Source organism: Stutzerimonas stutzeri (assembly GCF_024448985.1).
GTDB classification, from domain to species: domain Bacteria; phylum Pseudomonadota; class Gammaproteobacteria; order Pseudomonadales; family Pseudomonadaceae; genus Stutzerimonas; species Stutzerimonas stutzeri_AP.
This window is the reverse complement of sequence record NZ_JAMOII010000016.1, coordinates 1-12,696: the sequence shown is the minus strand read 5'-3', so window position 1 is coordinate 12,696 and position 12,696 is coordinate 1. Positions and strand designations below refer to the sequence as shown.

The 12,696-nt window shown below is 62.2% G+C and carries 9 protein-coding genes; 8 read left to right on the top strand and 1 reads right to left on the bottom strand.

The window, feature by feature from the left end:
* Window positions 1-3: 3 nt before the first annotated feature.
* Entirely contained in the window at window positions 4-918 is a 915-nt protein-coding gene (locus tag NA647_RS15420; RefSeq protein ID WP_256058501.1) for a GGDEF domain-containing protein, read from the bottom strand.
* A gap of 924 nt (window positions 919-1,842) precedes the next feature.
* Here NA647_RS15420 and NA647_RS15415 point away from each other — a divergent pair.
* The 8 genes from NA647_RS15415 to NA647_RS15380 all read left to right on the top strand — a co-directional run bounded on the left by NA647_RS15415 (window position 1,843) and on the right by NA647_RS15380 (window position 12,652).
* Entirely contained in the window at window positions 1,843-4,323 is a 2,481-nt protein-coding gene (locus tag NA647_RS15415; RefSeq protein ID WP_256058500.1) for a TonB-dependent receptor, read from the top strand.
* Window positions 4,324-4,397: 74 nt separating this feature from the next.
* A complete protein-coding gene (locus tag NA647_RS15410) occupies window positions 4,398-6,329 on the top strand; it encodes a phytase (RefSeq protein WP_256058499.1) in 1,932 nt (643 codons plus the stop codon).
* Window positions 6,330-6,424: 95 nt separating this feature from the next.
* Complete coding sequence (gene tolQ / locus NA647_RS15405; protein ID WP_256058498.1) at window positions 6,425-7,138, top strand: protein TolQ; 714 nt, start codon at window positions 6,425-6,427, stop codon at window positions 7,136-7,138.
* Window positions 7,139-7,151: 13 nt separating this feature from the next.
* The gene (tolR, locus tag NA647_RS15400; RefSeq protein ID WP_256058497.1) at window positions 7,152-7,613 is read left to right on the top strand and encodes a protein TolR; all 462 of its coding nucleotides are present in this window, start codon (window positions 7,152-7,154) and stop codon (window positions 7,611-7,613) included.
* Window positions 7,610-8,455, top strand: coding sequence for a TonB family protein (locus NA647_RS15395; RefSeq protein WP_256058496.1), 846 nt, complete (start codon window positions 7,610-7,612; stop codon window positions 8,453-8,455). The genes tolR and NA647_RS15395 overlap by 4 nt, the downstream gene beginning before the upstream one ends.
* 34 nt (window positions 8,456-8,489) lie before the next feature.
* Window positions 8,490-10,451 carry a PhoX family protein gene (locus NA647_RS15390; protein WP_256058495.1) on the top strand — a complete coding sequence of 654 codons (1,962 nt, stop codon included), beginning with the start codon at window positions 8,490-8,492 and terminating at the stop codon, window positions 10,449-10,451.
* Between the two features lie 153 nt (window positions 10,452-10,604).
* Entirely contained in the window at window positions 10,605-11,591 is a 987-nt protein-coding gene (locus NA647_RS15385; protein WP_256058494.1) for a lipid A deacylase LpxR family protein, read from the top strand.
* Window positions 11,592-11,896: 305 nt separating this feature from the next.
* Entirely contained in the window at window positions 11,897-12,652 is a 756-nt protein-coding gene (locus NA647_RS15380) for a gluconate 2-dehydrogenase subunit 3 family protein (RefSeq protein WP_256058493.1), read from the top strand.
* Window positions 12,653-12,696: the final 44 nt, after the last annotated feature.

The following is a 12,696-nucleotide window of genomic DNA, read 5'->3' as shown; positions in this document are numbered from 1 at the left end:
TTCTCAGGCGCAGCGCGGCAGTTGCTGTTTGGTCTTGGCCAGGTTCAGGTTGAGGCGTTTGAGGAGTTGCTCGGCATCCTCATCGAAGGCCATCACCGTCGCGGTGCTGGCGCGCAGGTGCACCCGCTCTCCGTGCTGCGCGGTCTTGTGCGCCAGGCTGGCTACGGCCTGGCGCAGTTCGTCGGCAATTGAACGGGCCTGGGCCTCGCCGGTGTTCGGCAACACGGCGACGAAGCGATCCCCCGCCAACCGGCAGAGCAGGTCCTGGCGGCGAAGATTGAGCAGCAGCAGGTGAGCCATCGCCTGCAGCACGGCGTCGCCCTCGGCCTGACCGTAACGCAGGTTGAGCGCGTTGAAATCGTCCAGATCCACGACCACCAACGACAAGGGTTGCTGCTCCGCCTGGGCCTGCGCGAGTGCCAGTTGCACGTGCTGGCGCAAATATTCGGCGGCGCCTAGCGGAGTCAGTTTGTCGAACAGCCGGTGCTCGCGGAATCCCTTTTCGCGTTTGCTCATCTGCTGACTGATGGCGCGCTGTTCCTGATTCAGGTGATAGATGCCCAATGTCAGCAACACCAGGCCGACGGGCATCGGCGCGGTTTCCAACCAGTTATCCCAGGTCGCCAATTCCGGCAGTTGGATGAACTCATCCAATGCATCCATCCACCAGGACAGGAATACGCAGGCAAGGCCGAGCGCGAGCAGCCGCGTTACTCGGCCGGCGGGACGACTGTGCAGCAGCATGATCAGCCAGACCAGCGCCAATACCGCCGAGCCGCCTTCGCCGGCCACGTCCATCCAGTCGATCTCGGCCCAGGGCTTGAGCTGGCCGGTGGCGAGGTAGACCTGCAGGCCGAAGTTGGCCGCGAATGCTAGGCCGAGCAGCGTAAGAGCATGCAGCTTTAAAAAGAATTTCATCGGGTCCCCGTGGCGAAGGCGCGCCAGTGCGTGAGGGGCACGGAAACAGAAGAATGTGACGGTTGGATGAAGGGGGAGGGGGTTGAATTGGCTCAAAGCTTTTTAAGCTGCTGTTCGTTTTATGGGTGTGAGGCGGATTGGAGAGTTGCTTGATGGCTTGGTTTCGCCCTGCTGGGCGAGTCACTTTTTCTTGAGTGGCCAAGAAAAAGTAACCAAAAAGAAGGCCACCCCTACATCCGGGTTTTGCTTCGCAAAACTTCCCTCCCTCCGGCGCCGCTCCGGGGGTCGTCGCGAAGGGACATCCATGTCCCATCGCTCCTCGCTCGGCATCCATGCCTCGCGTCCCCCTGCGCAGCGCCTACGCTCGGCCTCCTGAAGGGGGATCGGATCCGAGTTGTCTGAAAGTTGGCAAACAGCCAAACAAACACGCTTTGCTTGGTGCTTTGCACGGACTAACAGACGACACTGAATGCCCCTTTCAGGAGGGTGAGTGGAATCGTTGCGTAAGGGGTTGAGCCGCATGGATGCGGCGAAAGGCTTATAGGGCCAGGGATGGCCCTTGTAACCCGACCCCTGAAGCAGCGGTGGAGCGAACGAACCCGGAGCGAAGCGCAGGGCCGGATGCAGGGGCACAGCGTTTTTGGTTACTTTTTCCGCGTTTGGAAAAAGTGACTCGCCCAGCAGGGCGAAACCGGCGTCCCGGATTGTGCTGTAACGGGCAGCGGCACGAACCGCTACTCCACATGCCTTACCCCGCGACCCACCAGAACAGGTCATATCGGCTCATTCACCACCCGAAACCACCGCGATAAGCCCAGTCTGCCGCCCCATTCCCAACCCCTGTCACAGAACCGCCATATCCCCCACCTACCGTCCGCTGCAGTTCCGGGATGGACCCGGTAAACAGCGTTCGGGGGATTGTTCATGAGCACATACCGCAGCGGCATCCGTCATGCAGGGTTCCGCATCAGCCTGCTGGCCCTGGCCGTCAGCGCCGGTTCGGCCTGGGCGGAGGACCCGCTTGTCATGGAACACGTCGAAGTGATCGGCCAAGCCGTCAGCATCGACAAGGCGCTCAGCGAGCAGCGCAGCGCCGACAGCGTCAAGAGCGTGGTGCACGCCGACGGCATCGGCCAGCTGCCGGACGACAACGCCGCCGAAGCGTTGCAGCGTATCCCTGGTCTGTCGGTCGAGCGCGACCAGGGCGAGGGGCGCTTCGTCAGCGTGCGCGGTATTGCACCGGACCTTAACAGCGTGACCATCAACGGCACGCTGGTCCCCTCGCCGGAAAGTGATCGCCGGGCGGTGGCGCTGGACGTGTTGCCGTCGGAGCTGGTGCAGTCGCTGTCGGTGGTCAAAACCCTAACACCTGACATGGATGCCAACTCCTTGGGCGGCACCATCGAGGTAGAAAGCCTGTCCGCCTTCGATCACGACGGCCTGTTCTATAGCGTCAGCGGCGAGGGCAGCTACGACGATAACGTCAGCAAGACCAGCCCTAAGTTTTCCGGCGCCTTCAGCAACCGTTTCAGCCTGGGTGATGGCGTCGACAATTTCGGCGTCGCTGCTGCGCTGAGCTGGCAGGAGCGCGATTTCGGCTCGGATAACGTCGAAACCGGCGGCGCCTGGGATTTCGAGGATGGCGCGCGACTTGGCGAGCTGGAGCAGCGCGATTATGAAATCACCCGCGAACGTGCCGGTGTGGGCATCAACTTCGATTACAAGCCAGACGACCTCAGTAGTTATTACCTGCGCACTCTTTATAGCCGCTTCAAGGACACCGAGACGCGCAACGCCGCAGGTGTCGAGTTTGCCGACGCGCAACTGGCAGGGGAGCTGGGCGACGCCGAAGGCTGGCGTGAGCTGAAATCGCGCGAGGACACCCAGACCATCCAGTCCTACGTGTTCGGCGGCGAGCGCATGATGGGGTTCTGGACGCTCAGCGGTCAGGCCGGCTACAGCGAGGCGCGCGAGCGCAATCCGGGCGGCATCGCCGGCGCCACCTTCGTAGGCGACTTCAGCGATGCGGGTTTCTCCAGCACGCGCAAGCCGGGCCTGACGATCGACTCGTCCTTCTACGATCCGGCGAGTTTCGAGCTGGACGAGGTGGAGTGGGAAAAGAGCGACGCGCGTGACCGAGAAAAGAACATTCGCCTGGATCTCGCCCGTGATTACGACATTCGGGGCTACGCCTCGCAGTTTAAGGTCGGCGGTAAGCTCAGCCGGCGCGACAAGACCAACGACATCGATATCTGGGCCTACGATGATTTCCCTGACCTGACCCTGGCTGACTTCCAAACCGGCAACGTCGACTACGCCCTTGGCCGCTTTGGTCCGGGTATCGATGCTGGCGCGTTGGAAGGCCTGATCGGTGGCCTGGACGCCAGTGAGTTTTACGACGAGGAAGAGTCGCGCATCGGTGACTTCGACATGAGCGAGGACATCAACGCTGCCTATTTCATGAACACCCTGGACCTGGACCAATGGCGCATCATTGCCGGCCTGCGCTACGAGGGCACCGAGTTCAGCGCCAAGGGAACGGGGCTGCGCGACGGCGAGTTCGAGGCCGTCTCCAGTGATAACCGTTACGACCATTGGCTGCCGGGCCTGCATGCCCGCTATCAACTGACCCCCGATACTCAATTGCGCGCCGCCTGGACCAATACCGTGGTGCGCCCGACCTTCGAACAACTGGCGCCAGGCTTCGTTATCGATGGTGAAGATGCCGCGTTCGGCAATCCCGACCTCAAGCCACTGGAGTCGATGAACTACGACCTCGGCATCGAGCACTACATGGGCCGCGCGGGCGCCGTGTCGGCTTATCTGTTCTACAAGGACATCGACAACTTCATCTACAACACCGATCTGGCCGGTACGGGCCAGTGGGCCGGCTTCGACGAGGCGCTGAGCTTCGAGAACGGCAGCAGCGCCAAGCTCTATGGTATCGAGCTGTCCTATTCGCAGAAGCTCGACTGGCTGCCAGCGCCGTGGAACGGCGTGCTGCTGGGTGCCAACGCCACCTTCAGCAAGTCCGACGCCGATATCGAAGGGCAGGGCGGCCAGCGCAGCATCGATCTGCCGAACCACTCCGATACGGTCGGCAACCTGATGGTCGGCTGGGAGAACGACGTCTTCAACATGCGTCTGGCGGCCAACTACAAATCCGAATACCTGGCCGAAGTCTCAGGCGTCGATGACGAGGCGCACGACCTCTACGCCGACGAGCAGCTGTTTCTCGACTTCAAGGCCGGCTACTTCATCACGCCGAATCTGCAGTTGACGGTCGAGGCGCTGAACCTCACCGACGAGTCCTACTTCGTCTACACCGGGCGCCGCAATTACAACGCCCAGTACGAGGAATACGGCCCGACCTACAAGCTCGGCCTGACCCTTACCCACTTCTGATCCCTTTCGCCGCCCCGATACCGACCTGTTTCTGACAGGGCGGCGTCGGCCAGCGGCTGCTGAATGGAATAACCATGAACGTAACCTTGCATAAACCTCTGCTGTTGAGCCTCTGCATTGCGCTGGCAGCCTGCCAGACGGCCGGGCGCGACGAGCCGCTTTCGACGGTACCGAACCTTGCGTTTGCCGATGGGGCAGCCGTTGTGGAAGCGGAAAACGCCCAGCTCGTGCGCGATGATCGTTTCTGGCCGGGCGCCGACCAGCTGATGATTCGCCCCGACGCCCGCGGGCTGCAGTTGATCGATGCCCAAGGCCAGCTGCTAAGCCAGTTGAAGGGCCGATTCGAAGGGCTCGATCACCGCGCAGGCGAGCACGGCTTGCTGGTAGCCACCATCGATCAGAAGCGCCAGCAGGCTGTACTGCTCGGCTTGGATCAAGCGCATCGCTGGAGCCAGCCGCTGTATATCCCGAAGACCGATTTCGCTATCGAGGGGCTCTGCCTGTATCGGGACTCGGCACGCAACGAATTTGTCTTTCTGCTGGGTGAAGAAGGCATCGGCGAACAATGGCTGATTGCCGTGGACGAGCAGCCGCTGAGCGCACCGCAACGGGTTCGCGGACTGAGCCTGCCGCCGGAAAGCGGGTACTGCCAGGTCGACGATCAATCTGGTGAACTGTTGGTGAACGAGGAGGGCGTTGGCGTTTGGAGCTATGCCGCTGATGCGGAGGCGCCTCTGCTCCGCCAGCCGGTGGATATCCGCCAGCCCTTCGGGAGCATCGCGCAAGCCGCAGCCGGTATCGCTCTGGTGCCGGGCGGGCTGCTGGTGCTGGACCCGGAAACGGGGGCGTTACATCTGTATCGGCGAGACGGCGGCGCTTGGCTCAGCCAATCGGTGTTGCCGTTGGACGCGCTCGATGAACCGGAGCAGATAAGCGCTCGGCTGACCAAACGCGGCCTCGAGTTGCTACTGATCGATGAGCGCGGTGCCCACAGGGCCCGTCTGGACTGGCAACCCGAAGCGCCTGCCGCGATACCCGTCATCCCGGTACTGCCAGCGCAGGTCCAGACCGAACCGGTTCCGAGCCTGGGCGATGCGGCCGATGACCCAGCCATTTGGCTCAACCCGAACGACCCATCCAACAGCCGAGTGCTTGGTACCGACAAGAAGGGCGGGCTGGGTGTCTACGACATGGCTGGCAAGCAGTTGCAGTACCTGTCGGTAGGGCGGTTGAACAATGTCGATGTGCGTTCGGGCTTTTCACTGGACGGCAATCCGGTCGACCTGGCCGTTGCCAGTAACCGCGATCACAACAGTCTGCATTTATTTGCCATCGATCAACGCAGCGGGTGGCTGAGCGACATCGGCCAGATCGAGACGCCGCTCGGTGATATCTACGGCCTGTGCATGTTCAAGGATGAGCAGGGTGCCATCCACGCCATCGCCAACGACAAGGACGGCCGATTCCTGCAATACCGCTTGGATGGCATCACGGGTGAGCCGCGCGGTGAACTGGTCCGTAGCTTCAAAGTCGAGACCCAGCCGGAAGGCTGCGTGGCCGACGACCGTAGCCAGCGCTTGTATGTCGGTGAGGAAGATGTCGCGGTGTGGACGCTCGATGCCCGTGCTGACGCGCCGACCGTACTGGAGAAAGTCATCGCAGTGGGCGGCCTGGTACACGACGACATCGAAGGTCTGGCGATCTATCAGGGTGAAAAGGCTGACTATCTGGTGATTTCCAGCCAGGGCAACGACAGCTATGTGGTGCTCGATGCCCGCGCGCCCTACGCCGTGCGCGGCGCCTTCCGTGTGGGCTTGAACGCCCAGCTGGGTATCGATGGCGCTTCGGAAACCGACGGTCTGGAGGTTACCTCGGCCAATCTCGGAGGTGTCTGGAGCCGCGGAACGCTGGTGGTGCAGGACGGCCGCAAGCGCATGCCCGAGGGGCCACAGAACTACAAGTATCTGCCCTGGGCGGCCGTTGCCGAGGCATTGGGTCTGGACTGAGCCGTCGTTTCGCCTATCTAGCGTGACTGTCATCGCATGGTCATGCCGGTGCAATCAAATACGAGGCCGTCGCGTCGGACGGCCTGGAGGAAACTATGCAAAGCACACTCGAACACATGTCGGTCTGGGGGCTGGTCAGCGAGGCCAGCCTGGTGGTGCAGCTGGTGATGATCACGCTGGTGCTGGCTTCGGTCGCCAGCTGGTATCTGATAATCCAACGAGGAGCCGCGTTGCGGCGCAGCGAACGATTGCTGAATACCTTCCTGCAACGCTTTCGTAGCGGCGGCGAACTTGCCCAGCTGTACCGGGACGGCAGCGAACAGGCGCTCCCCAACGAGGCGGCATTGCAACGCATCTTTCTGGCCGGTTATCAGGAATTCAGCCAACTGCAACGCCAGCCTGGAATTGCACCGGATGCGGTGATCGAAGGCGTCGAGCGCAGCCTCTATGTGGCCATCGCGGAACAGGAGGAGCGGCTCGAAAGCGGTCTTCAGTTTCTTGCCACCGTCGGCTCGGTCAGCCCTTACATCGGCCTGTTCGGCACCGTCTGGGGCATCATGAATTCATTTCTCGGCCTGTCCATGGTGCAGCAGGCGACACTTTCGACTGTCGCTCCGGGCATCGCCGAAGCCTTGATCGCGACGGCCATCGGCCTGTTCGCGGCAATCCCGGCAGTGATGGCCTACAACCGGTTCTCCGCCCGCGGCCAGACCCTCGGTGCGCGCTACTACAGCTTCGCCAATGAACTGCAGGCGCGGTTGCATCGCCGCCTGCATGCCGGGTCGCCCAGCGTCGCCGCAGTCGCCTGAAAGGAGCCTCGCCATGCTGGTCAAACCACAGCGTAAACACGGTCCTAAAGCCGAAATGAATGTGGTGCCCTACATCGATGTGATGCTGGTACTGCTGGTGATCTTCATGGTTACCGCGCCGATGCTGGTGCAGGGTGTGAAAATCGAACTGCCCAAAGTCGCCGCCGAGGCGATGCCCACCGAGAACGAGCGGCAGATTCTCACGCTATCGGTCAAGGCCGACGGCGGCTTCTACTGGAACCTGGGCAACGAGCTGAATGCAGAGGACCAGACCGACAGCGCGATCGACCTCGAGGAGATGCGGGAAAAGGTTGCGGCAATCATCGCTGAGCGCGGCGACACCCAGGTCTACGTACGCGCCGATGATGCCGCCGACTATGGGCGCGTGGTGGCAGGGATTGCCGAACTGCAGCGCGGCGGCGTGGTGAACCTGGGCCTTATCACCGAGGCGCCACCTGGGCAAACCACGCCATGAGCAGCCTGATCATGACGCTGCCCAACAGCTTTCCAGCTCCCCGGCCGCAGTGGCTCAGCCATGCCAGCGCAGCGGTGGTGACCGTCGCGCTGCACGCCGCGGTGTTCGGCCTGCTGTTGCACGGCTGGACGCCGGAGCTGACGGCACCCAGCTCGACACAGGTGCTCAAGACACAGCTGGTCAGCTTGCCGGCTCCGCAACCCGTGGTCGCGGCGCCTGTCGAACCTGAGCCGACGCCTTTGCCGGAGCCGGTCGAGACCATGGTTCGAGACGTGGTCGAGGAACCGCAAGTCGATCCGCGAATCGAACAGCATCGGCTCGAACAGGCCGAGCTCGCCTACAAGCGCGCCGAACTGGAACGACAGGCCGAAGAGCAGCGCGTAAAAGAACGGCAACGCAAGCAGCAATTGGAGCGCGAGCGGCAAGAGCGGCTCGAGACCGAGCGTCAGCAGCACGAAGCCCAGCGTCGTGAACAGTTGGCCCGCGAGGCGCGACAGCGTGAGCAGGCAGCGCAAGCCGAAGCGGCTGCCGCCGCTGAACGGGCACGCCAAGCCGAAGCCGCCACGGCTGCCAGTCGGCAGTACCTGCCGATCGCCAAGGACGCGCCAGCCTACCCGCAACGTGCGTTGGACAAGGGTATCGAGGGCACCTGCACCGTGAGTTATTCGGTCAACCCGCAGGGGCGGATCGAGAATCCGAAGGCACTGGATGACTGCCATCCGCTGTTCATCCGTCCGTCGCTCACCGCCGCCAAGAGTTTTCGCTATCAGCCCCGTGTCATCGACGGACGTGCAGTGTCCGTGCCCGAAGTGAAGAACACCTTCCACTACCGCATCCAATGATGCGCAGCAGATCCATTTGCCGAACGAGCCATTGATGAAACAGGATTTTCATAGTTTTCACGCCAACCTTTCCGCTCTCGACGATCAGACCATCAATCCCAGCGCCAACACCTCGCTGGGGCAGCTGGTCGATCGCAGCCGTCGGAGCCTGCTCAAGGGCAGCCTTGGCCTAGCCGCGCTCGGTTTTCTCGGTGGGAGCCTGAGCGCCTGCCGCAGCGCCGGGCAGTCTGATTCGCTGATCGGCTTCAGCGGGATTCCCACGCAACTCGACCCGAAATTCGACAGCGTGCACGTGGCGCCTGGCTACAGTGCGCGGACGTTCTTCTCTTGGGGGGATGCGGTCATGGCCGACGCACCCGATTGGAATCCGGACGCCAGCGATGACTGGCAGGCCCAGCTCAAGCAGGCCGGCGACAACCACGACGGCATGCATTTCTTCCCCTTCTCGGAAGATCCGGACAGCCACGGTTTGCTGGTGATCAACCATGAGTACGTCAATCCGCCGCTGCACCCCAACGGCATGACGCTCGCCGACGGCAGACGCCCGCTGGACGAGGTGCGCAAGGAACAAGCGGCCCACGGCGTCAGCGTCATCGAAGTGAAGAAGGATGGGCAAGGCCAATGGCAGCGGGTCATGCCGTCGCGCTACAACCGCCGTATCTCGGCGATGACGCCGATGGCAGTCAGCGGTCCGCTGGCAGGTACTGACGCGCTGAAAACCGCCTCCGACCCGAGCGGGCGAGAAATCATTGGTACGCTGAACAACTGTTCCAGCGGCTTCACGCCGTGGGGGACCTACCTCGTCTGCGAGGAAAACTGGCATAACTACTTCGTCAACCACGACGCCGCGGACCTGGCTAGGCGCGTCTCCCACAAACGCTACGGTATTGCCGGCGAAGGTCTGAGCAAGCTCTACGGCTGGGAAACCGCCGATCCGCGCTTCAACGCTACGCCGGATCCTTCACAGCCACACAACGGTCACGCGAATGAGCCGAACCGTTTCGGCTGGGTGGTGGAGGTCGATCCGTTCGATCCGCAGAGCATGCCGATCAAGCGCACTGCCTTTGGTCGCTATTGCCGCGAATGTTCGGTTCTGTCGCTGGGCGAAGACGGTCGTATGGCGTTCTATTCCGGCGACGACACCAAGGGCGAGTACGTTTACAAGTTCGTCCCCAGCGGGCGCTACGTTCCGGGTGCCGATCAGGCCAACCGTCAGCTGCTGGACAGCGGCACCCTCTACGTGGCCCGTTTCAATCCCGACGGCAGTGGTGAGTGGCTGGCGTTGGTTCACGGGCAGAACGGCTTGAGCGCCGCGAACGGTTTCGCCGACCAGGCTGAGGTACTGCTCAACGCCCGCGCCGCTGCTGATCACGTCGGAGCGACGCCCATGGACCGGCCGGAGTGGGTGGCGGTGCATCCACACAGCCGGGAGGTCTACGTCACTCTCACCAACAATGACGGCCGTGGCGTGAAGCAGCCGACCGACAAGGCCAACCCACGGCCGCACAACCTGCACGGGCAAATCCTGCGTTGGAACGAGCAGGGCGGAGACCCGACCGCGACGGTCTTCAGCTGGGAAATCTTCCTGCTGGCTGGCGAGCGACCCGGCGCCAAAGACGCGAACGGTCAGCCCGTACCGGCCAACCTCACCGGCACCATCAACGGCGACATTTTCTCTTCGCCGGATGGCCTGGCGTTCGATCATGCCGGCCGGTTGTGGATCGAGACGGACTACGGCGATGAGAAGTCAGCAATGCAGGCGATGGGCACCAACCAGCTGCTGTGCGCCGACCCACGGACTCGTGAGGTGCGGCGTTTTCTGGTCGGCCCGCGCGGTTGCGAAATCACCGGCATCACCTGGAGCCCGGACTACCGGGCGATGTGGATCAACGTGCAGCACCCCGAGCTGAGCTTTCCGGCCAGTGATGGCAAGACCCGCCCGCGCTCCTCGACGGTGCTCGTCACCAAGAACGACGGAGGCGTTATCGGCACCTGACAGCGAAGCGCTTAAAGCATGAGCTAGGCTCAGGACAGAGCCGGCTAACCCGTTGCAGATGCGCGCTAAACGCGTCGGTGAACGTTTCGATAGACGCCCGGCTCTAAAACATGCAGATACATTTCCTGTTGCATGTAACCAAGGAGCTGGGCCATGGCAAACCCGCATTTGCGTACTCGTATTTCCTTCGCCGTACTTGTCGCTTGTGTTCCTCTCGTCAGCCAGGCGGATCTGTATTCGCTGAAGATCGAGAACGACATCATCGCCACCGGTAGTGACGGTCATTACACCAACGGCTTCGAGCTGATGCGCTCGTTCAAGCCAGAGGCCGATCACTGGACGCGCGGGTTCGCTGGGTCCATGCCGGGTTGGGAGGCGGAGGAGGTCGATAACGTGGCCTATCGCTTCGGGCATCAGATCTACACCCCGAACGAGATCGGACAGGCCGAGCTGATCGAGGACGATCGACCTTATGCCGGCCTCTTGTTCGCCGGAATGTCGCTCTTTTCCGATATACAGCACGAGGGCTGGCGCGAAGCCAGCGGCTTGCACCTCGATGTGGGCGTGGTCGGGCCGGCTGCTGGCGGCAAGCGGATTCAACGCTGGGTGCATGATGCGACCGACAGCGACGAGCCCAGAGGTTGGGACAATCAGTTGCGCAATGAACCCTTCGTCAACCTCGGCTACCAGAAACGCTGGTGGCTGCAGCAGCGCTTCGCCGGGTTGGAAATGGAGTACGGGCCGAGCGCAGGCGTCGCGCTCGGCAACCTCTACACCTATGGGTCCGCAGGCCTGGGCGTTCGTATCGGACAAGGCTTGGCGCGCAGCTTCAGCATCCCGGCGGTGGCGCCCGCGCAGAGTGGCAGCATGTTCTTCGACCAAGGCGGCGGGTTCGCCTGGAGTCTTTTCGCCAACCTGGAAGGACGTTACATGGCGCACAACATGCTACTGGAGGGCAATACCTTCAAAAGCAGCCATTCGGTGGACAGCCGCGAATGGGTCGGCGATGCCAAGGCCGGCGTCGCGCTGATCTGGAACAGCTGGCAGCTGGCATTCGCCAGTGTCTGGCGGACGAAGGAATTCCACGGCCAGGACGAGCATGACCAGTTCGGATCGCTGACGCTCTCGGCCTGGTTCTGATCGGTTCAGGCTAAGGACCGCGGGCTAGATGTGATCTCTCCGTAGGATTCACGGGGTTGAACCGTCGATCAGCCGCCTCAGTCCGTGATCAACCTCGTGGGGGTTACACAGCTAGATGCTGGGTGGGCGTAGCGGACCAACGACGGACTTATGAAACGAAATATTTCATGCACAGTCCCTTGAATACCAGGCGGAACGACGGATAGCGAAGAGCGGCGGTAAAAAGCCGCTCCTTCGTTCTGTTTCCGCCAAGCCCGCTGAGTGCAACCGAGCTACCGGTTTGCAACCCATCCAAGGGAGCCCGCATGAATGACAACACTACCCGTGGCTTGACACGTCGTCAGCTGATTTTCTCCTCTGTGACCGGCCTTGCGATCGGCGCTGCGGCAACCGCCAAGGCGGCCACGCTGACGGGTGTACCGCCCTGGCAACCCTTCGACCATAACGGCCCCATGCATTACGACTCGCCGGGGTGGCGTTTCTTTTCCGCTGAGGAAGTCCGGGAGGTGACAGCCATTGTCGACCGTCTGATCCCAGCCGATGACCTGAGCGTCAGCGGCAGCGACGCGGGTTGCGTGGTGTTCATGGACCGCCAGTTGGCAAGCAACTACGGCGATGCCAGCCGTCTGTACATGGCCGCGCCATTTCAGGAAGGCACGCCGGAGCAGGGTGATCAATCCCGTTTTACACCGCGCGAGCGGGTTCGCCTTGGGCTCGTTGGTCTCGAAAAGCTTTGCCAGTCCCGCCACCAGCAATCCTTCAGCGCTCTGGCGCCCGAGCAGCAGGACGCGCTGCTCGCCGAACTGGAGAAGGGCGAGGTCGAGCTCGAAGGCATGGGTTCGAAGCTCTTTTTCGAGCAGGTGCTGGGCAACACCATGGAAGGGTTTTTCGGCGACCCGATCTACGGCGGCAACCGCGACATGGTGTCCTGGAAGATGGTCGGCTTTCCCGGCGCGCGGTACGACTACCGCCGCTATATCGCGTTGCACAACCAGAAGCTGGATCTGGTTCCGTTATCGATCATCGGCGGCGAATCCTGGAATGCGAGGGCGTCGAAATGATCAAGAAGCTTCCTGCAACCGACGTCGTGGTCATTGGGCTGGGC

Coding starts and splice junctions, on each gene's coding strand:
- NA647_RS15420 (WP_256058501.1), bottom strand. CDS start 918: ATGAAATTCTTTTTAAAGCTGCATGCTCTTACGCTGCTCGGCCTAGCA.
- NA647_RS15415 (WP_256058500.1), top strand. CDS start 1,843: ATGAGCACATACCGCAGCGGCATCCGTCATGCAGGGTTCCGCATCAGC.
- NA647_RS15410 (WP_256058499.1), top strand. CDS start 4,398: ATGAACGTAACCTTGCATAAACCTCTGCTGTTGAGCCTCTGCATTGCG.
- tolQ (WP_256058498.1), top strand. CDS start 6,425: ATGCAAAGCACACTCGAACACATGTCGGTCTGGGGGCTGGTCAGCGAG.
- tolR (WP_256058497.1), top strand. CDS start 7,152: ATGCTGGTCAAACCACAGCGTAAACACGGTCCTAAAGCCGAAATGAAT.
- NA647_RS15395 (WP_256058496.1), top strand. CDS start 7,610: ATGAGCAGCCTGATCATGACGCTGCCCAACAGCTTTCCAGCTCCCCGG.
- NA647_RS15390 (WP_256058495.1), top strand. CDS start 8,490: ATGAAACAGGATTTTCATAGTTTTCACGCCAACCTTTCCGCTCTCGAC.
- NA647_RS15385 (WP_256058494.1), top strand. CDS start 10,605: ATGGCAAACCCGCATTTGCGTACTCGTATTTCCTTCGCCGTACTTGTC.
- NA647_RS15380 (WP_256058493.1), top strand. CDS start 11,897: ATGAATGACAACACTACCCGTGGCTTGACACGTCGTCAGCTGATTTTC.